The sequence below is a fragment of the Gimesia chilikensis genome (assembly GCF_007744075.1).
GTDB classification, from domain to species: domain Bacteria; phylum Planctomycetota; class Planctomycetia; order Planctomycetales; family Planctomycetaceae; genus Gimesia; species Gimesia chilikensis_A.
Genome location: NZ_CP036266.1, coordinates 6,001,577 through 6,024,623, shown reverse-complemented (window position 1 = coordinate 6,024,623; position 23,047 = coordinate 6,001,577). Strand labels below are relative to the sequence as shown.

At 52.1% G+C, this 23,047-nt stretch carries 3 protein-coding genes; 2 read left to right on the top strand and 1 reads right to left on the bottom strand.

Translation table 11 applies throughout. The features are described from left to right. Positions 1–224: 224 nt before the first annotated feature. Positions 225–3,284 (top strand): PVC-type heme-binding CxxCH protein, encoded by a 3,060-nt coding sequence (locus HG66A1_RS22620; protein ID WP_145189397.1) that lies wholly within the window; start codon positions 225–227, stop codon positions 3,282–3,284. A 96-nt stretch (positions 3,285–3,380) separates the two neighbouring features. Here the strand turns inward: HG66A1_RS22620 and HG66A1_RS22615 are convergent, their stop codons facing one another. Further along, positions 3,381–4,643 carry a hypothetical protein gene (locus HG66A1_RS22615; RefSeq protein WP_145189394.1) on the bottom strand — a complete coding sequence of 421 codons (1,263 nt, stop codon included), beginning with the start codon at positions 4,641–4,643 and terminating at the stop codon, positions 3,381–3,383. Positions 4,644–5,469: 826 nt separating this feature from the next. Between HG66A1_RS22615 and HG66A1_RS22610 the strand changes: the two genes are divergently transcribed. Then, positions 5,470–22,953, top strand: coding sequence for a choice-of-anchor Q domain-containing protein (locus HG66A1_RS22610; RefSeq protein WP_145189391.1), 17,484 nt, complete (start codon positions 5,470–5,472; stop codon positions 22,951–22,953). Positions 22,954–23,047: the final 94 nt, after the last annotated feature.

The following is a 23,047-nucleotide window of genomic DNA, read 5'->3' as shown; positions in this document are numbered from 1 at the left end:
AGCGCTCACCTTCTACTTTTCGCGCGAACTGGACTTGATTTCCCAGTCAATCCGGGTATGGTAGAATACATTCGTTAATGTTCTTTATAATTTATCGCGCCTGGCAGTCTGACTGGTGTTGAACCTGTTGAAGTTCGGGGAACCCCTGCCTGTTTCCCGGTCTGTTCACGCCTCGGAATGCCTGAGTCCCACTTAACGCATTTCTGACAGAGAAAGTCGAATTTATGGTTTCCAAGAGAAACATGTTCTATCTGGCAGCGGTCTGTTGTTCCGGTCTGGTACTGGCGGCGGGCGGCTTTTATTCCGCGGCGACGGCACAGAAGCCTTTGGCCGACGAAGGAGATCTCTCCAAACGCCTGAAGCGGATTCCCGCCACCACTCCTAAAGACAGTTTGAACGGGTTCAAGCTGGAGCACGATTTCAAACTGGATCTCGTGGCTGCGGAACCGGATGTCATGGACCCGGTGGATGCCTGCTTTGATGAAAACGGACAGATGTTCGTTGCAGAAATGCGGGGATATCCTTATCTGCCAGATCAGGTTCCCGATTATTTTGATCGCCCCGTCAGAAAAGAAGCGGGCGTAATTCGACTGCTGAAAGATACCACTGGTGACGGCAAAATGGACAAAAGCTTTGTCTTCGCCGACAAGATCACTTGGCCGACTTCTGTCTGCTGTTATGACGGAGGCGTGTATGTGATCGCACCGCCGAATATCTACTATTTCAAGGATACCGACGGCGACAACAAAGCGGATATCCGCAAGACCGTCTTCACCGGCCTGCGGACCAACAACGTTCAGGGGCTGGCCAACAACATGAAATGGAGCCTGGACAACCACATCTATTTCGCCGGGGGAACCAATGGCGGTTCGATCCTGAAAGATGGAAAAGAGGTCATTCCCGCCGGTCGTCGCGACCTGAAGCTCAATCCGAAAACTCAGGAACTGGAGCCGGTCTCGGGGGGATCTCAGTTCGGGCACTCCATGGACGACTGGGGCAACCGGTTTGTCTGCAGTAACAGCAACCACATTCAGCACGTCGTCTATCCGAGTCATTACCTGAAGCGGAATGCCTATCTGGCTGTCCCGGGTGTGCTGCGTACCGCTGCCCGCAAAGGGGCGGCTGCTCCCGTTTATCGTCAGAGCCCTCCGGAACCCTATCGTGTTGTGCGGACCGCCCGTCGGGCCGCAGATCCGAATTTCCGCAAACGTCTGTCTCCGACCGAACTGGTGGCAACCGGTTTTTTCACCTCGGCGACAGGGGTAACCATTTACCGGGGTGGCGCGTATCCGGAAAAATATCAGGGTAATGCGTTCATCGGTGATGTGGGCGGAAACCTGATTCACCGTAAGACGATGGGCTCCAAAGGCGCCACTTATGTCGCTTCCCGTGCGGACGAAAACACGGAATTTATTACCTCACCGGACAACTGGTTCCGTCCTGTGAACTTTGTCAACGCTCCGGATGGAACGCTGTGGGTGCTGGATATGTACCGCGAAACCATCGAGCATCCGTTCTCGATTCCTGAAGATATCAAACGGCACCTCGACCTGGAAAGCGGACACGATCGCGGCCGCGTTTATCGTCTGCTGGGACCCAACGGTAAGGTCTTCCCCGTTCAGAAACTGGGTAAGCTGCCCGTCGATCAACTGGTGCTACAGATGGAATCTCCCAACAGCTGGAACCGGGAAACCGCTCAGCGGCTGATCTGGGAGCGTCAGGATAAAGCAGCCGTTCCGCACCTGGTGAAACTGTTCAAGACTTCTGACAAGCCACTGGCACGTCTGCATGCATTGTGGACGCTGGACGGGCTGAACGCTCTGGACGCTGAGCTGTTGGTGACGGCACTGAAAGATCCGGAGCCAGGCATTCGTGAGCATGCAATTCGTCTGTCTGAAAAACAGGCTCAGGAAAACCCGCAACTGGCGGAAGCCGTACTAGCGCTGGTGGATGATCCGCAATACCGGGTGCAGCTACAGCTGGCATTCTCACTGGGAGAATTCGACAAACAGACCGCGATTACCGGTCTGACGAAACTGGTCAATTCACCGGTTTACGATGGTGATATGCAGGTGGCCGTTCTGACCTCTTCCGCGGACATTGCTGGTCCTCTGGCGGTCAACTTCCTCAAAGCGGCCAAGAACAGTCCCTCTGGCAGTAAGCAGTCTCTGGTAAAAGAGTTGCTGCGAATTGCCGGAGCGAAAAAAGAGACTGCAGATGCTGTGGCAGTGCTGGAATATGTCTCCGATGATTCCGTGCCTCTGGCTCAGAAACAGCTGGTGCTGGGAGCTCTGGGTGAAGGTCTGGGACGTCGTGGTGCTTCGCTGGCAACCCTGATCAAAGACAAGCAGCTCGACCCGGCTGTGAAAGCACGCTTCGACAAGATGGTGGAAGATGCCGTTGCGATCGCAGAAGACGAAGAGAAGCCTGTTGCCGATCGGGTCGCTGCCGTGCGACTGCTGGGGTTCTTTGATTTCAGTGCCGGCGGTGAAGTGCTTTCCGAAGTCCTGAATCCACGGTCTTCTCCCAAAATTCAGCTGGCAGCAGTTGAGGCTTTGTCACGGATGGAGCACGAAGACGTGAGTGATGCCCTGCTGGCCAACTGGTCTGGTTTCAGCCCGGCTGTGCGGATCGAAGTGATTGATGCTCTGCTGGGTTCTACGGGGCGGATCGACAGTCTGCTGAAGGCGATTCAGAACAAGCAGGTCAGGCTGAACGAGATTGCCCGCGACAAGAAGGACCTGCTGATGAATCATCCCAATAAGACGATTCGCAAGCAGGCTCAGAAAGTACTGGGCAGCGAAGTGAACAGCGATCGTGCTAAAATCGTGAAGAGCTACGAACCTGCCCTGGAAATGGACGGGGATGCTGAGCGTGGTCTGGCGATCTATAAGAAGAACTGTGCCGGCTGCCATCAGGCAGGGGACATGGGGCACAACGTTGGACCAAACATGGCAACGACCAAGAACAAGTCCGACCACGACCTGTTGATCGCCATTCTGGATCCGAGCCGCGAAGCACAATCGAACTACAATACTTACACGATTGTGACCGAGCAGGGCAAACTGTTCACAGGGATTATTGCTGCGGAAACAGCCACCAGTTATACGATTCGTCGTGCGGAAGGCAAGGAAGATATTATTCTGCGGAACAATATCGATACCCTGCTGTCAAATGGTGTATCACTGATGCCGAATGGTCTGGAAAAAGAGATCAGTCCGCAACAGATGGCTGATCTGCTGAAGTTTATCAAGACTCTGGAAGCACCTGCTGAGAAGAAGTAGCAGCGCCTTACAGAACAGATAATGTTAACGAAAACAGCCCCGTCAGATTGATCTGGCGGGGCTGTTTGACTGTTGTCTTACGAAAGTGGGGGTGGCTTACCAGTCCATCCCGAGGCTGATTGAACCACCGAGCAGGCTCAGGTCGCCTGATTCAGAAGCTGCTGAACCGGCACCGTTCCACCAGATACCATCCCAGGCGGCACGCACCCAGACCAGAGCACCGGTCTGCAGGACGAAGTCAGCCTGCATACCAACCTGAATTTCAGCGATGCTCAGAGATTTGTTTTCACTAGTCTGAGCAATGGCATTAACCGGACCGGGGTTGGAGTCCACGGCGGAGTATTTCGACTTACCCCACAGAGCCGAGTATTTGGCACTGGAGATCAGCGAGAGGCTGGAAGTTCCTTTGGTACGACGATCCCATAATCCGAGGGGACGACGTGCTTCACCGAAGACGACGATACCGTTACCGTCGAAGCGATGTCCGACATCAGAAGCGACTGCGGCACCACTGGCGGTACCGTAAGCCTGATAAGCCTGGCTGACCGATGCATGACGGTAACCACCACCGAATGTGGTTTGCCAGCGTTCGAAGTTCAGTTCCTGGCTCAGATCGACATCGATTGTGTACAGTTTCATCTGGCTGGCAGCGACCACGAAGTCACCAGCCTGACCACCGGCACGCAGACCGCCGATGGCAGTCTTGGTCGGCTGACCGTTGAAGAAGGTAAAGTTGTTGCCGGCAATGGCACTGGCACCAGAGTTATCTTCCAGCTGGAACCAGCGAACCTGGGCACTGAGGCCTTCGTTGTCAATCAGTCCCAGATTGATACGGGGAGCTGTCTGGTAGCTGTATCCGAAGTCGTTGGATGTTGTAATGGTAGCAGGTCCGGTCTGATCTTCAGTGGTGAAGGCTGTGTCTGTATCAAAGCCTGGCTTCAGGAAGACGGCAGCGGCACCGAAGACGAGGCCCAGACGTTCGTAGGAACCTTCTTCCAGGTAAGGATCTTCGATCCAGTCGCCCTGGCTGTATTGTTCTACGGGGCCGTAATATTCACCTTCAGTCGGGGTGTAGTATTCGCCACCCCCGTAGTAGTCATTCGAAACCATGGCACCGCCTTCGGGCATGGCGATCGGTGACAGATCGGAGGTCCGTGGAGAGGAAGGGGCGAATGACACGGCATCGACGGCGGCCGGCTCATATTCTTCATACTGGTAGTCTGAAGTATTGGATATTCTGAAGACCCCTTCAGATTCATTAGATGGTTCGACCGGGTAATCTGCCTGCGCAAACAGGGATGGTGAAGATATGCAGCAGATTCCCGCAATTATCAAGCCAACGAATCCGTTCGTTCTCATAGCTTAATCTCTCCATTTCAGTTCAGACCTGATGGTTCTGGTTCAGGCTGACTGAAAGATGCTAATTAAAAACTAACCGCTCCGACAAAACACGAAATTGTGATCTCAGAGTATTTTTGTGCGTAAGTACAGCAGCAACCGGGGCTATGTAGACAACCCGTTGTCATAATTGATCGGCTCAGCATTGCCACGAAGACCATTAAAAACGGTATATCTTGAAAAAACAGTACGATTTTTCGCGAAGAAAGTTTCAAATGTATACCTTTGCCTGTCGTTATAAAGTTCCCAAATTGCCAGGCTGTCAAAATTCTTGTGGGGCTAAAACCTTTATATCAATCGGTTTGTGATAATAGAAAAAATTAAGAAATGGTGGCGAGACAAAGTGAATACTGGTTAGTTTTATTCAGGCCACTCGTCTCTATGGTGTAGATTCCAGGTCCTGGCAGCAGGCCAGTTGTGCCGTTTGTTTCAAATAAGCGGTCTTCAATCCTGCCTCAAACCCCGATTTTGGACGCTGTCATGATTGTTATAAGTGGAATCCACCAATTATATTTTACCTATTTTGTGCAAATTTCTTTGACATCGGTTCAGACTAGTTTTTAGCATCAAAGTCTGGATTTCTGTAATTACGTAAAAGTAGTGAAAATTGTTGGCCTGGGAAGAAAAACAGGCGGTTTTTGCAGAAATCTGAGTCAAAGAAGTAGCTACCAAACATTACAAAACAGACTGGCATACAGGTCGTACTGAAATCGAGTGAATAGAGAAGCATTCTTACACCATTCACAGTACAATGCCTTGGTAAATTAGAGTTTATGGGAGACAGCAGATGTTACTGACATCTTGGGTTGAGTCGATGCGAGTTGCTTTCGAAAAAAGCCGTAAGGCGACCTTAAATCCTCGTCGTCGACTTCAACTGAGAAGTGGTCCTTCAATGGCGCGTCAGCGGATTCAGCGTCGGGTTGCCATTGAGCAGTTGGAAGACCGGACCCTTCTGACCTCGTTGATCATCAATCAGATCACTCCGGGGTTGGGTGTGACTCTCAATAACTCGGTACTGGACCCCGATGCCGACGGTGTCTCCAACTACGACACGATCCTGTTCGAAGGTCTGAACATCGATGCTTCGACAGGGTCTGCGATCTCCATCGACCTGGACAACCTGACGTTCGCCGAACCGTTCCAGGTTCTGTTTGACAATGTGTCGATCAACGCAGATGCCGGAGTCGGGATCGATATCGAACTGTCCAATCTGCTGGCCGATACCATCGCCATCGACAGCTCGACGATCACCGCCGGATTTGGAAACGCATTCAACCTCGATCTGACCAACGTCATCCTGAACGAGTTCAACATTATCGATTCTGGTCTTACCAGCCAGGCCGGTGCCGGGGTGACTGTGGGGATGAGTGCTTCGACCATCGAAGAGACTTCACTGCGTCGGTCGAACATCGACGGTGTCTCTATCGATGTGGCAGACGGGTCTGTTCTGCGGCACACCACCATGGCAGACAACACGATCGCTGGTACCTCCGGTAATGACGGTGTGAGCGTCAACATTGTGGATTCAGTTGCTGAAGAACTGCGGTTGACGAATAACAACAACATTCAGGGGGTCTACATCAATGTCGATGATACCGAAGACGGTGGTGCAGCACTCCTGACCGAACTGTACATCAAGACAAACCAGATCAGTGGCAATACGGCAGGTGACGGGGTTCGCCTGGACCTGAATAACGTCGATCAGTTTGTCTCGATTACCGGTAACACCATCTCATCCAACGCAGGACACGGGATTGTCTTCGATCAGACAGACGGCGACCTGACTGGTGATATTTCCGGAAACAGTATTTCCAACAACACCGGACACGGGATCTTCTTTACTCCCTCCACCACCAACCCGGTACCAACCGGCGACGGAGCACCTGGTGTACCCGCCTATGACGGCATTCCGGGATCGACTGACAGAATCGACTTCTCTTCTGCACGGAACGAAGTTCAGCTGATTACCTTTGTCGGCGAACCATCAGGGGGAAGCTACACCATTTCCTATACCGGTGGAAATGGTGTGACTGAAACTACGGCTGGAATCCTCCACACAGCAACAGCAGCCCAGGTCAAAGCTGCCATGGTGGCTGCCTTCACCGACATCAAATTTGATGACATCCTGGTCAACGGTAACTTCCAGGATGGCTACGAAGTCGAATTCGTCAATGCGGTTGGTGGTCAGAACATCAATCCGCTGACCGTCGATACCACCGGTTTCACCAGTAACCCACCCGTGGTTTCAGTGACTCAGGATACACTTTCCAATGTAAACGAACTGCAGCACTTTGAAGTGACTGGTGTTCCTTCCTTCGGTTACTACCAGATCAACTTCCTGGGACAGCCGATTATCCTGCCATTCAGTGATGCTGATCCAGCCAGTCCTACTGCTGCTGATAACATTGCTGCAGCTTTGAATCTGGTTGCCAATAACCTTGGCTTTGCCGGAACTCCGATCGACGTAGTCGTGAATGGTAATGGTTTCGATATCCAGTTCCTGGATACCGGTTCTCTGCACGATCTGAACATTCCTCAGATTACAATCGATTCTTCCGGTTTACGTCTGTTTGTCAATGTGGTGTTTGGTCCGACCGAGCTGAACCCAAATAAGCCCAGCACTCAGACAATTACCTTTACTGACGTCTTTGGTAACCCTCAGAATCCCACACCAGGAAGTACTTTCACCCTGACTCTGCAGGGAGAGACCACTGGAGACATTGTCGTTGACGCAGATCCGCTGGTGATGGCAGCCAACATTGACGCTGCACTGGAAGCACTGCCTTCCGCATCAAGCAGTACCGGTGCCCAGGGTACTTTCATTGTGACAGGCGATTTTGCCAGTGGCTTTGAAATTGCTTTCAACGAAATTCAGCACCTGGAATTGAATTTCCCCACGTCACCTACCTTCGGTTCTTTTGACCTGACATTCCTGGGGCAGCAGGTGAATCTGCCTTATACATCGGCACTGCCAACAGCAGCAGCTGCCACAAGCATTCAGAACGCGTTGAACACAATCGCCAACAACCAGGGATATGGAACAAATGCCGTTCAGGTTGTTGTGAATGGAAGTGGCTTTGATGTCATCTTCCTGGATTCCGGCTTGCTGGCAGATGTAGACATCCCACAGATTATTGTGGATGCGTCTGGACTGCGGTATGAAGTTGTAATCAGCCAGGTTGCTCAAGGGGGAGTTAGTAATAACGAGCAGCAGATCCTGCGAATTGAAGACGTGACCGGTTCATTCCCCTTTACGTTTGAAACGATTGGTCCGAATGCCGGTGTGTTTATTACGAATCCGCCTCTGGGAGCTGCCTTCACGCTTTCCTTCCTGGGTGAACTCACTGCACCGATCTCATTTGACTCCGATCCTGCAGTCACAGCAGCCAGCATCGATGCTGCTCTGGAAGGCCTGCCCTCAGCGACGACCGGTAACGACTTCACGGTAACCGGAAACTACAGCAGCGGGTTCTTAATCACCTTCACTGGAGACTTCGGTAATCTTGACGTTCCGCTACTGATCGCGAATGTGTTTACACAAGACATCGAGCCTTCAACTCAGGTTGGTACTTTTGATCTCACCGCCCCATTTATCATCGCGGGCGATGTACTCTCTGGTCCTCTGGAACCGTTTGTGAATGTAACGCCTTCTACTGTGACTAACGGTTTTGGCGTGAACGAAATTCAGAATATTGCCTTCCCCAGTGTCCCCGGGGGCGGAACCATTGAACTTGACTTCGGTGCCAGCACCAATGGTCCGGTCGTGGTAGATTTTGATGCCACTGCAGCCGAAGTTCAGGCGGCCCTGGAAAGCCTGGATACCATTGGCGTCGGTAATGTAATCGTGACCGGTTCCGTTTCCGCAAGCGGATTCTTCGTTGAATTTACAGGTGACCTCCGTGCGAATCCTGCTGGTTCCCTGATTACTGTCGATCCCAGCGGGTTGCTGCTGGTTGCTCCGACTGTGACGACCATTACCGAAGGGACTTCAGACAACGAGGTTCAGGAAGTATCGATCAGCGGTGCACCAACGGGGGGAACATTTACCCTCACCTTTGACGGCGAGACAACTGGTTCCATTGCTTACAATGCGACCGCTGATGTGATTATCACAGCACTGGAAGCACTGGGGAATATCAACCCTGGTGATGTGATGGTCCGTGGCGATGCCTTGACCGGTTTTGAAATTGAATATGTCGGTATTCTGGCGTCTGTCAATGTGCCACTGATTCTGGCCGATGGCAGCGGACTCACTGGCGGAACTTCACCTGCGATTACAACCAAAACGACTAATGTCGGCGGTTATCAACGCGGTATTCGTGGCAACTTGATTACAGGTAACTCGGGAGCCGGTATTGAAATCGATCTGGCGATGTACACATCCTTCTATGGTGATATCGTCGGAAATACAATCAGCTCCAATAATACCCAGGGTATTAACCTGACTGCTTCTGACTTTACGAGTCTGAAGAGTGTCGATTTCAGCCTGTCTGTTGACGGCAATACGATGGGCGACAACCGTGGTGCAGCGATCGCGGTCAATATGGAAGATACTGCAACCGGCGATGTCAGCATCACCAATAACACAATTACCGGTACCCGCAATGATACGAATGTGACAACGCCTTACACGGGTGATGCCATCTATATCGACCTGTATGGTACCGACGTGAGTTTCGAAGCCTTCAATCAGTTGCGTGATCTGGTGATCGACGGCAACTACCTGGGTACCAATGCTGCCGGAACAGGTGGACTGGGCAACGCTGGTCATGGTATTGGTATTCACATCGAAGAATCTACGATCATTGATCGGACTCAGATTTCCAATAACGTCATCGCCAACAACTCGACCGATGGTATCAACTTCCACCGAGAAGACGATGCTCGCGTCGGTCGTGCTGTGATTGATCCGATCGTGGGCGAAGAACGGGCTGTGATGATTTACAGCAATACTATCACCGGAAACAGTGACGGTATCGATATCCTGGCTCAAAACGGAAACCTGACGACGACCGATTTTGAGATCAAAGATAACGTAATCAATACCAACGCTCGGGACGGGATCAGTCTGCACGCCGAGGCGGATGCGACGATCTTTGCGGATATCATCAACAACCAGGTAACACTGAACGGTATTAACGGTATTGAATCGACCACGCGTACCACCAGCTACTTCGGAACTGACCGCCGTGATGTTTCCGGTACCTGGATCCAGAACACTATCAGTGAAAACGCTTCGCATGGTGTGCGTATTTCCGGTCGAATTGGTAATCGGAACATGTTGTTCATCGGTCTGGACGGGGTTGATCCTGTAACCGGCGCTGATCGCGGTAACATGATTGCGAACAACGGTAACGACGGTATTCAGATCGCGGCTCACTTCGACCGGATCGATGGTAATGTGAAGATTGCCAATAACTCAATTCTTTCAAACTCGACCGGCGGTATTGAAATCACCGGTGAAGGGCTGTCTTCCTCAATCGATGAGAACCTGATTGCCTTCAACGACGGTAAAGGGATTGATATCAATTCGAATAATCAGGTCGTCTTCATCCGAAACAATATCATCACCGAAAACACGGCCGACGGTCTGGAAGTTCTGAGTGCGAACGTCATCAACTTCAGCGAACTGAACTCCACCACCAGTGTGGGCATTGGTGGTGCCACGACCAGTGTTACCGCCATCGGTAACTTCATCGATAACAACGGCGGTCGTGGTGTTGACCTGCAGACAGAAGAAATGGCGAATTCCGACTTCATCTTTGGTGATGGAACGGAAGCCGGGGCGAACTATGTTGTTTCAAATGCCCTGGAAGGTTTCTATGTGATTACGACCGCTTCACGCGGGCAGGATCAGGATGCTGCCAGTACCGCAACCCTGGACGCGACGGGAAGCGTCACCAACTCGCATGCAGACATGGTGCTGCAGATCGATCGCAACTACATTCAGGACAACGGTGTTAACAGTAACTTCACCACAACTGGTCTGGTACTGCGAATCGGTACCATGGCATCCAGCACCAGCTACACCAGCCAGACACCCGGATCAACTGCCAGTGTCGGGGCGGAAGGTAGCAGCGATTTTGGTAACGGTCGTTCGAATGTCTCGGTCACCAGCAACGAATTTGAAGGTAACTTTGGTGAAGATTTCTACGTTGAATCATTCACCTCGACAGTCGATCCTCCGACAACCGTCGATAACTGGGATATCAACGCCAACCCTGCTTTCCGTGTTCTCAACTCCTACCGTCGCGACCCACTGGCTCGTTTGAACCTGGTGTTCGAAGACAATACCGGTAATGGTCTAAATGTTGTTAATGACGGTGCTTATTACGACAATGCGGAATCGGTGTTCAAGTCGCGTCTTCGTAACGGAACGCCGGCTCCTAACCCGGATGGTCCTTTTACTTCCGCAACCCGCCGGCGTAATGCACAGCGAGTTGCATCACGTACAAATCTTGCCCCATTCAGTGCTCCCAACGAAGCACCAACGGCAGTCGGAAATGTCGCTGATGCTTATGTTTCGACACCCGGTGGTCCAATCCAGGTAACAACTGCGTTACCTCACGGTCTGACCAGTGGTGCGACCGTCGAAATTACCGATGCGATCACTTTTGAAGCTGGCGTGGGTTATACATTCCTCAACCCCTTGAACGGCGTGTTTGTGATCGATGTGATTGACTCGTTGAACTTCACATTGAGAAGCACCGAAGGCGCTGAGTTAGGGGCGATCCTGAGCGGAGGTACCTGGTCAAATAACAATACCGGAGCGTTCCTCTACGATGGTATGGGCGTCAGCACATTCCGCATCGCCCAGGGCTATGATGGAGTGGGTAACGGCTTCCAGCAGGGTGATGATTTTACATTCCAGGCGCTCTACCCTGGAGCAAACATCTTCGGGGAACTGAGCTTTGGCTGGGACAGCTGGACACCTGATGATAATACCTTCCTGGCTCCTGTTACCAGTACCTTCCTGACGGCGGATATCTCTGTCGCTGTGCCAGATCCGACCACTGGTGCAATCACCGATCCTTTGACGATCTCGTTTACAGAAGATGTCAATGGCGTCGATATTTCTGACTTTGTGCTGTTACGAGATAACATCGCTGTCGCTTTGAATGCGGGTATGCTCACCCAGATCAATGCCCGTACTTTTGAACTGGACCTCAGCTCGGTTACCGGACTTGAAGGGGAATATCAGTTACGGCTGGTTAATAATGGCTCCATTTCCGATGCGAAATACATCGATCCGTTCTCACCTCTGTTTGGTGCATCGCCCACCAACTTCCTGCAGTTTGGTGATGTTGAACGCTTCACCGTTGACACTACTGCACCAACGGCTGACATCGTCGATGTTTCGCCTGATCCGCGGAGTGAAGCGGCTGGTGAAGTTGTGATCAACTTCTCCGAAGATGTGCAGGGTGTTGATCTCAGCGATTTCACAGTCACCATCGACGGGGGAACGCCGATTAACCTGGCTTCTACTCCTGCGACACTGACTCAGGTCACAGGCAGTCAGTTCATTCTGGATATCAGCAAAGTGACCAGCCTGTCTGGTGATTACGAGCTGACGTTGAACGCTACAGGATCTTCGATTACCGACATGGCTGGCAACGCCCTGGCTGCTGATGCTGTGGATATGTGGGTGAACGATACGCTGTCTCCGATCGCTCAGTTTGTGAACGTCACTGATCCGGTTCCTTCCGGACCTGCTCCTGGCTTTACTGTCACTCTGAATTTCTCAGAAGATGTAACGGGACTGGCCTTGTCCGATTTCACACTGACTGATCCCGATGGCAATGTAATCGATCTCTCGACCACTTCAGCGACTTTGGTTCCCGTGACCGCTTCACAGTACAATATCGTGCTGGGATCGCTGGCTGATGACAACGGTATCTACACCCTGACGTATCACTCTGAAGGATCTGCCGTTCAGGATATTGCCGGTAACGAAGCTTCCGGACCTGCTTCCGAGACCTGGCAGAAAGGTGTTGAAGTCATCGCTCCGACGGCTGGTATCCAGGACATTACTCCGGATCCACGTCCTTCCGGCTCTGCGGTAGGCGTCGTGACAATCAACTTCTCAGAAGATGTAACCGGCGTTGATATCAGCGACTTTGAACTGTTACTCGACGATGGAAACGGTCAGGTTCCAATTTCATTAGCTTCTCTGTCTGTGACACCGCTTAACGGGTCGACCTACCAGATCGATCTAAGCACCGTGACCACGCAAGATGGAGATTATGTTCTGAATCTGCTGGCCGATGGTACGATTGAAGACCTGGCTGGAAATATATTTACCGCTGTTGCTTCCGACAGCTGGCGTACCGGCGGTATTGGCCCGGTCGCAACCATTGAAGATCTTCCGCCGATTCTGGTTACCAATGCCGGGGTCGTGACAGTCACCTTCGATGAAGCAGTTACCGGTGTTGACATCTCCGATTTCAGCCTCAAACTGGATGGCCAGGAAGTCTCACTGGCCGGACTGACCGTCACTCCATTGAGCGGCAGCCAGTACCAGATTGACCTCAGCTCGGTGACTGGAATTTATGGTAATTACACACTGACCCTGGTTGCTGAAGGTTCCAATATCCGCAGCTTCACTACACTCGATCCTATGTTGGATAACGCATCGGAATCGTGGATTGCCAGCGATACTATTGATCTGACAGGTGGAACCCCCGTCTTTACGGATGGTGTTGATTCCGTCGCTGGTGACGGGATCGTGGGTGATGGTACCACAGGTACCCAGACACTGCGTGCAGCGATTCAGGAAGCAAATGCCCTGGCTGGCTCGAATATCATCGACCTGGCAGCAGGAACTTACGTGCTGAGCATCGCTGGTTTTGACGAAGATCTGTCTGCGACAGGTGACCTTGACATCCGGGACAACCTGACCATTCGCGGTCAGGGAGTTGGTGTTACCGTGATCGATGCGGGAGCCCTGGATCGTATCTTCCAGGTGTTTGCCGGCGTCACGCTGAACCTGGAAAATCTGACAATCACGAACGGTGCATTGACCGGTAGTGCCGACGGTGCGGGTATCCGCAACAGTGGTACTACAACTCTGTCAAATGTTGAAGTAACCGGAAACGTCTCTGAAGACAGTGCCGGTGGTATCAACAATACCGGGGTGATGATCATCGTCGACAGTACAATTTCAAATAACAGTGCCGGCGGTAGCGGTGGTGGTATCCGCAATACTGGTTCGCTGCAGATTTCTCGCAGCACCCTATATGGAAATACTACAGAACGTGATGGTGGTGCCCTCTTCAATGCGGCTGGTGGTGATGTCGAACTCTCCAACAGCACATTCTCAGGCAACCAGGCTGACCGTAGCGGTGGTGCGATTCGTAACACTGCCACTCTGAGTGCCGTGAATAACACGATGACTCAGAACGATGCGGGGACCTTCGGTGGTGCGATCTCTAACTCCGGAACGACAATTCTGCAGAACGATCTGATTCTGGACAACACCGCTGCCAGTGATGCTGACCTGCAGGGGGCCTTTAACAGCCTGGGTGGAAACCTGGTCGGTGTGGTCGGAACTGCGACCGGACTGGGAGCCTTGGACATCCAGGGTGTCATTGATCCGACGCTCGTGCTGGATTCCAATCTGGCCGATAACGGTGGACCGACTCTGACCCACGCCCTGTTGCTGGGAAGTGTTGCCATCAATGCAGGTATCAATACAGATGTTGATGCCTTGGAACAGCGCGGTTCACAGCGGGTTCTGGGATCAGCGGTTGACATCGGTGCTGTTGAATTCGGAACCTTCTTCGTCAACAGCGACCTGGATACTGTTGATGCCAACCTTGGCGATGGTATCGCCGCGGATGCGGACGGAAATATCACCCTGCGTGCCGCGATCATGGAAGCCAACGCTCTGGCAGGTGACTCACTGATCATTCTGGGATCAGGAACCTACGCTCTGACGCTGACAGGTGCTGGTGAAAACAATGCCTTTACTGGTGACCTGGACGTGACCGATACCAGTGGTTCATTGACCATCCTGGGAGCTGGCAGCGGACAGACCATTATTGATGCTGCCGGGCTGGACGATCGTGTATTCGATGTCTTCACCGGTGCCGATCTGACATTGCAGGGATTGACTGTGACCGGCGGTAATGCTCTCGGATCCAGTGGTGGTGGTATTCGTAACATCGGTACCGTCTCGCTTGTGAATACTTCGGTCGAAGGTAACACCGCTGAACTCAACGGTGGTGGTATCCTGAACGGAGAACTGGGACAGCAGGGGACTTTGAATCTCTCCAACAGTCAGGTCTCGGGTAACAGCGCCGTTGACGGTGGTGGTATCTACAATAACGACCAGTCGCAGGTTACGATTGTCGATTCTGCAATAACTGGTAACACAGCCAGTGGCGATGGTGCCGGTCTTTATAATGACCTGCAGGCCACAATCGGTATTACCCGCAGTGACATCTCCGGTAACACGGCGACACTGGACGGTGGTGGTATCTATAACAACGACCTGGCCAGCCTGACGATTGTTGACAGTAAGGTAAACAGCAACACCGCGAATCAGGGTGGTGGTATCTTCAATGAAGAAGCAGCATCCCTGACCGTATCCCGGACAACCGTTTCCGGAAACACGACCACTCTGGGTGGTGGCGGTATCTATAACGACGGCGGGATCGCAACTCTGACGGACGTTTCTATCCTGACGAACACGGCTCACCTTGACGGGGGTGGTCTGTACAATGCGACCGCTGGCGAAGTGACAATCACGAACGGTTTCTTTGACGATAACTCAGCCGATCGTGATGGTGGTGCGATTGCCAACTTTGGTGTCTCCCTGATCCTGAGCGGTACAACCGTTCGTGACAGTGAAGCCCAGCAGTTTGGTGGTGGTCTCTATAACGATCAGGAAGAAGGAACTGTTTCGATCAGCGAGAGCTCCTTCATCAACAACGTCGCCGTTTCCGGTGCTGGTATCTACAACCAGGAACTGGGGGTCATCAATCTGGACCTGTCAGATGTCCTGCAGAACACTGCCAGCAGCGACGGTGGTGGTATCTATAATACCTCCAGTGCCATTATTAACGTTCAACGGACAACTGTTGACGGAAACCGTGCTCTGAATGGGGCCGGTATCTTTAACGATGATGTTGCCCAACTGAATCTGTTCGACAGCACCATCTCCAACAACATTGCTGTCGGTGATGGCGGTGGTCTGTATAACAACTCTTTCGAAGCGTCCAGCGTCGTGAATGCCACGATTTCAGGCAACGAAGCTGGTAACAATGGTGGCGGTATCTTCAACAGTGATGAAGGTAGTATCGAAGTCACCAACGCGACGATCTTCAATAACTCCTCGATCGCCGGTGGTGGTATCTTTAATGCCCTCGATGGTTATGTGACTGTGGCGAATACCATCGTTGCCGGTAATTCGACAACTTCACCTGGTCCGGATGTGACCGGCGACTTTGATTCACGCGGTAACAACCTGATTGGTGTCGGCGGTATTTCAACCGGCTTCACCGATGGGGTTAACGGTGACATTGTGGGTACCTTCGCGACTCCGGTCAGCCCGGGACTGGGAGCACTGCAGGATAACGGTGGTGCCACCTTCACTCACGAGTTGCTCGGCGGAAGTCTGGCCCGCGATGCAGGTAATAACTTCTACGCTCCCACCGACGACCAGCGGGGCTTCGCCCGTCTGTTTGACGGGGACGGCAATGGTTCACTCATTGTGGATATCGGAGCTTTCGAGTCTGGTTACATCGTAACCGGCTTCGGAGACTCGGTCGATGCGAACCCCGGTGATGGCGTGAGCGTCGATGTCAACGGACAGAGTACTCTGCGGGCAGCCATTATTGAATCCAACTCTCGTGCTGGTGCTGACACGATTCTGTTGGGAACCGGAGTCTATACACTCTCGCTGTTTGGTCAGGGTGAAGACAACGCCTACTGGGGTGACCTTGATATTACCGATGACCTGACCATCATTGGTGCTGGTTCCGGTAAAACTGTGATTGATGCAGATTACCTGGATCGAATCTTCGAGATCTTCGCAGGTGTCAACGTTTCGATTCGCGGGGTCACACTCGTGAATGGTGATGTCACCCGCGTCGAAGACGGTGGTGCCATCCTGAACTTCGGTAATCTGACTCTGGAAGATGTGGAGATTAAGAACAGCCTCGCGAACCGCGGTGGTGCACTGTTCAACAGCGGTACCGTGATCATGACGGACAGCTTCTTCCACAATAACACAGCCATCGCCGATGGTGGTGCCATCTTCAACAATGATCCTGGTGTCTTAAGCATCGCTCTGAGTGAGATTTCTTATAACGATGCTGAAAACGGTGGTGGTATCTACAACTCTACAGGGGGAACCCTGGAAGTCACCGATACGACGATCGACAGTAATACTGCAACGGTCGCCGGTGGTGGTGTCTTCGTTTCAGATCAGGCTGCGGTTGGGAATGGTGAAGGTGGTAACGTACCGAATGTCGTACCTGCAGTCTCAAATGAGTACGTGGCAGAAGACACAGACACTGACTACGATTATCCGGTTTACAATTCCGGGTACGACATCGACGTGCTTCCTAAGTACGATTACGGTGATTCAGAAATTGCTGTCTTGAGCGAAGCTCCTCCATTCCCTGTCAGCGATACATTTAATCTGAGTTCGCTGCCAGGTGCCAACCATACGATTTACCTCGATTTCAATGGCCACACGACAACGGGCACACAGTGGAATACCGACTTCGGTACCGTTGTAACACCCGCTTACGATACTGATGGCGATACCAGTACATTCAGCCTGGCTGAAATCGAAGTGATTCAGCGAACCTGGCTGCGGGTTGTCGAAGACTTTGCTCCGTTCAACATCAATGTTACAACTGCGGAGCCACCTGTCAGCGACCTGATCAGAACTGATGCTTCAGACTCCCGCTGGGGTATCCGTGTGGTAATTGGTGCGAACACCTGGTACAGCAATGCCGGAGGCGTCGCCTATGTTGGTTCGTTCAACGACAACGTCGACACACCAACTTATGTATTCAATACTGGTCTGATCGGTGTTTCCGAAGCCGTCAGCCACGAAGTCGGACACACGCTGGGCTTATTCCACGATGGTACTTCACTGCTCGAGTACTACGATGGTCACGGCAGTGGTACAACTGGCTGGGCTCCGATTATGGGCGTTGGGTATTACCAGAATCTGGTTCAGTGGAGCCAGGGTGAGTACACCGATGCTAACAACACCGAAGACGATCTGAGTATCATCACAACCCAGAACGGATTTGGTTACCGTGCCGATGATCATGCCAGCACAATTGGCTTTGCATCGACCATCACAGATGGTTCGGCTTCCGGTATCATTGAGCGAAATACCGATGTGGACTACTTCGAGTTCTCAACCACGGGTGGCGATGTTACCATCGATCCATTCTTCGAGAGCCCGAACCTGGACATTCTTGCCATCCTGTACGATTCCAGCGGAACTCAGATTGCAACGAGTAACCCCATTGGTGCTCTGAATGCCTCCTTCTCCGGACTGGGAGCTGGTACTTACTACCTGTCCATCGAAGGTACAGGTGAAGGTGACGTCCTGGGAACTGGTTATTCTGATTACGGCAGCCTGGGGCAGTACACGATTTCTGTGACTGGCCAGACCCCGTCAGTAGCAGCCGGTAGCGTGTCGATTTCCAACAGCACGATTTCCAACAACTTTGCCGGAACCCGTGGTGGTGGTCTGCTGAACGAAGATACGATTGAACTGTCTAACGTGACCATCTCCGGAAACGAAGCCGGTAAAGAAGGCGGTGGTATTCACAACACTGGTGAGCTAACCATCAACAATACCACTATCTACAACAACACGACTGAAGGTTCAGGCGGTGGTATCTACTCTGTTTCTGCAACCGCTTCCGTCGAAGTCAAAAACACGATCATCGCCGGAAACGATTCGCTGGTGAGCGGAGACGACGTTGAAGGTTCCTTCACCTCTGAGGGACATAACCTGATTGGTACCCGCGGTACTGCAGTCGGCTTTATCAACGGATTCAACAATGATATTGTCGGTTCGAACGCACAACACATCGATCCGTTCCTGAGTCCGCTGCAGGACAATGGCGGCCCCACTTTTACCCACGCTCTGCTGCCAGGCAGCCTGGCCATTGATGCCGGTGATAACACTGACGGTGTGACTATCGATCAGCGGGGGGCTCTGCGTCCGACAGACACAACCAGTGATATCGGTGCTTTCGAAATCGTCACACCGACGATCAGCATCACTGATGTCAGCCAGATTGAAACGAATGCCGGTACGACTGAGTTCGAATTTGTGGTCTCACTGTCGAATGCGAATGTAGACGAAGTGACTGTCGACTTCGAGACGTCCAACGGCACCGCAGTCGCCGGTATCGACTATGCCTTCACAACCGGTCGGGTGACCTTCTCTGCTGGAGAAACTACCCAGGTAGTCCGGGTGATCGTCAATGGTGATACGGATGTAGAAGACTTTGAAAGTTTCTACGTCAACCTGTTTAATGCGGATGGGGCGGCGATCGCTAAAGATCAAGGTTTGGGAACCATTTTGAATGATGATGCTGAAATCTCCATCAACGATGTGTCCTTGGAAGAAGGACCTGTCGGAACGACAACCAACTTTACCTTTACCGTTTCACTGACAACTCCTGTCGCAGAAGTTGTGACCGTTGATCTGTCGACGGCTGACATCTCTGCAACTCTGGCCGATTCGGACTATGTCCAGCTCCTGCCACAGACAATCACTTTTGATGCTAGCGACGTTTCTGGTCCATATAACACCGAGGTAACGGTGACGGTTGTCGTAAATGGTGATAGCACGATCGAATCAGATGAAACCTTCAGTGTGAATCTGTCGAATGCCAGCGGCAATGCTACCATCGCCGATGCGACCGGTATCGGAACCATCGAAAATGATGACTTTGCCCTGCTGTCGATCAGTGATGTTACTCTGACGGAAGACTACGACGGAGGACCAACGACCACATTCACATTTACAGTGACAGTATCGCAGGCGACCAGTGCAGATGTTACTTTCGATATTACAACTGTCGATGGTACAGCTCTGGCTGGCAGTGACTATGTGGCCAATGCCATCAACGGACTGGTGATTCCAGCTGGGATGACTGAAGTGACATTCGACGTCGTTGTGAATAACGATGCTCTGACCGAGCCCAATGAATACTTTACTGTAGAAATCGATGATACCTTCAATCCTCCGATGAACGCGAATGTTCTGGATGGAGTTGGAGTTGGTACCATTGTTGATGACGGGATCGTAGTCGACACGACAGACGATATCGTCGATCCTGGTGATGGTCTGACTTCACTGCGTGAAGCCATCAATACTGCCAATGCCTCGCCGGGAGTGGATAACATTATCCTGCTGCCTGGAATTTACGATATCTCAATCGCAGGGGCTGGTGAAAACAATAATGCCACCGGTGACTTCGATATTTCTGAATCAGTAAATATCTTCGGTCAGGGATCGGGAACCACGATCATTGATGCCCATCAGCTGGATCGCATCTTCGAAACTTCGGGTGGTGTCACTCTGAACCTGTCCAATATGGAACTGCGAAACGGTGATGCCGATGATGGTGGTGCACTCCTGGCTCAGGGGCCGACCACACTGAATCAGATTATCTTCCGTGACAACAACTCGGACTTCCTGGGTGGTGCAATCGTGAGTGCCTCCAGCCTGGATATCTCCGATGCCTTGTTCATCAACAACCATGCTGGATTCCAGGGTGGTGCGATCTATCAGTATACGAATACGGCAACTGTGTCTCGCACAACCTTCGAAGCTAACACATCTGATGCTCGTGCGGGGGCTGTCTATGTTGCCTCAGGTGCCACATTCGATGTATCACAGTCTCTGTTCTACTTGAACGAGTCCGGCAGCCGTGGTGGTGCGATCTTTAATGAAGGGACTGTTATTTCAACCAACACGACCTTCTCGGCCAACCATTCCGGTTCACGTGGTGGTGCGATCCTGAACGAGGGAACTCTGACAGTCGTTAACAACACGCTGACCGATAATACGGCTGACCAGACCGGTGGTGGTATTTCCAGCAGTGCCGGCGGTTTTGTGACCCTGGTCAACACAATCGTCGCTGGTAACAGTGGAGCACAGGGGAATCCCGATCTGGGCGGTGTCTACGACTCTGCCACCAGCTTCAATAACCTGGTCGGCGATATTGGAGGAGCCACCGGACTGACCGATGCTGTGAATGGAAACATTATCGGTTCACTGCTTTCACCCGTTGATCCTAAGCTGGGAATCCTGCTGGATAATGGTGGTCCTACCCGGACTCACACACTGCTGTTCGGCAGTGCGGCGATTGACGCCGGTCGGAATAACGGTGCCCCACTGGTCGATCAGCGTGGCGAACCCCGTCCGGTCGATGGCGACAATGATTCTGTCGCGATTACCGACATCGGTGCCGTCGAACTGAAAGATCCACCAGCAGCTCCGCTGTTTGGTTCAGGCGGTGATTCAAGCGTCGTTGACGAACAGACCAACATTCAGATTTCGGTTGTCAAAGACCGGACTACGGTCTCCAGTAATGGACATACCTTTGCCCTGCCGGGCAATGCTGACTGGCTCGATGAATGGGATTCATTCTGGGTTGAAGTCTGGGTCGATACTGCCAGCGGTTTCGGAATTTCCGATGTGCTGACGAACATCGCTTATAACACTGCTTACTTCTCAGCGACTTCAGTCGAATTCGGTTCAAACTTCAACTTCAACCGGACTGTGATTATTGACGATGAAGCCGGCGTTGTTCGCAACCTGGGCGGTAGCACAAACCAGGCAAACGTTGGTGGTTCCGGTTACGCTCTGCTGGCTCGAATCAAGTTCGAGTCTCTGGCAGGTGACGAGGTTGAAGTAGATCCCACCGATCTGACTCTGGAGCCGCTGTCACTGGGACTGGATATCCAGAACACCGAAATCAGCATTGCTGGAGTTGGTGAAGCTGTTGTGACTGTCGGGGCTCTGCCTGAAACTGATCTGTATCCGGTAATCTATGATATCAACAACAGTGGTTCGATCGATTTCAAGGACCTGGTCTTCTTCACCTCTGCTTACAACCAGAGTGTGATCAACGCCTCTTCCAGCTTTGCCGCAGCGTTGGACTTCGATAAGAGTGGTCGGGTCGACTATCGTGACCTGACTTACCTGGCATCGAACTACAACAAGCGGAAGGGTGGAAACTCGGAAGTGATCTTCCCGACCAACTTCGGTCAGAAGTGGATCGGAACCCAACTGGAAGTCAACAGTGGTGATGACACCATCGACGAAGTTGTGGAAGCAGCCGTAAATACCTGGGAAGCAGCACTGGGACTGGATGAGCCTCTGGAAGTTCAGATCATCGTTCAGGACTTCGGTACTGCCCAGCTGGGTTCTGGCCAGACAACTGAATACAACGTTGACGGTGTTCCGGTTGCCGGTCGGGTCGTGATTGACAACGATGCCAACGGCTTAGGCTGGCACGTCGATGTTACCGATGCACCCACGGGTGGCAGCTACGACCTGTTTACCGTACTGCTGCACGAAATCGGACATGTTCTCGGGTTCACCCGCTACTACAGCGGATTCAATAACCTGGTCAATGACGATGGTCTGGGCGGTCTGACATTCGTCGGTTCTGACTTCACCGTCGAACTGGATCCAACAGGTCTGCACATCGAAGATCCTGCCGTTGGTGATGATCTGATGAATGACACGCTCGATCCGGGTGTCCGTAAAGCAATCTCTGATCTGGACGTCAAGATGCTGCTTGAATCGTATGCAAATGCATCCGGTGGTTCCGGCAGCGGATCTTCCAGCCCGATCTTCGGTACTAACGGTACACCGACTTCAGAGCCTGTCGAACCGATGCTGATTCAGAGTCCGGAAGCTGCTCAGACCTTCGCTGCGGAATCAACCGTCAGCCTGGCTGCACCAGTTGTGATCGCTCCGGTGAAGGAAGAAAGCACCGAAGAGAGTGGTCTTTCGCAGACCGTCTCCTACGATGCAATTCAGCCTTCACTCTACGATCAGGACCTGCTGGTAGATCGGAAGACTCTGGACGGCAGTCTGGTTGATGATCTGTATGATTCAGAGTACTTCGAGAATGAATTCCAGGACATCGATGATCGGGAACTGGTCTTCGCTCATGCTGACGATGATCTGGATCTGGTCGGTGATGCTCAACTGGACGAGGACATGATGGATGATGCCTTCACCAACTGGGAAGGTCCTCTGTTATAAAAAACAGTTTTAAATCGTTCCTCTGGGAATGAAATGAAACTTTGAGATATGCCCCTTTGCAGCAGATTACTGTTGCAGAGGGGCATTTTTTATT

Excerpts from the sequence above, each read along its gene's own strand:
- HG66A1_RS22620 (WP_145189397.1), top strand. The coding sequence starts at position 225 with ATGGTTTCCAAGAGAAACATGTTCTATCTGGCAGCGGTCTGTTGTTCC.
- HG66A1_RS22615 (WP_145189394.1), bottom strand. The coding sequence starts at position 4,643 with ATGAGAACGAACGGATTCGTTGGCTTGATAATTGCGGGAATCTGCTGC.
- HG66A1_RS22610 (WP_145189391.1), top strand. The coding sequence starts at position 5,470 with ATGTTACTGACATCTTGGGTTGAGTCGATGCGAGTTGCTTTCGAAAAA.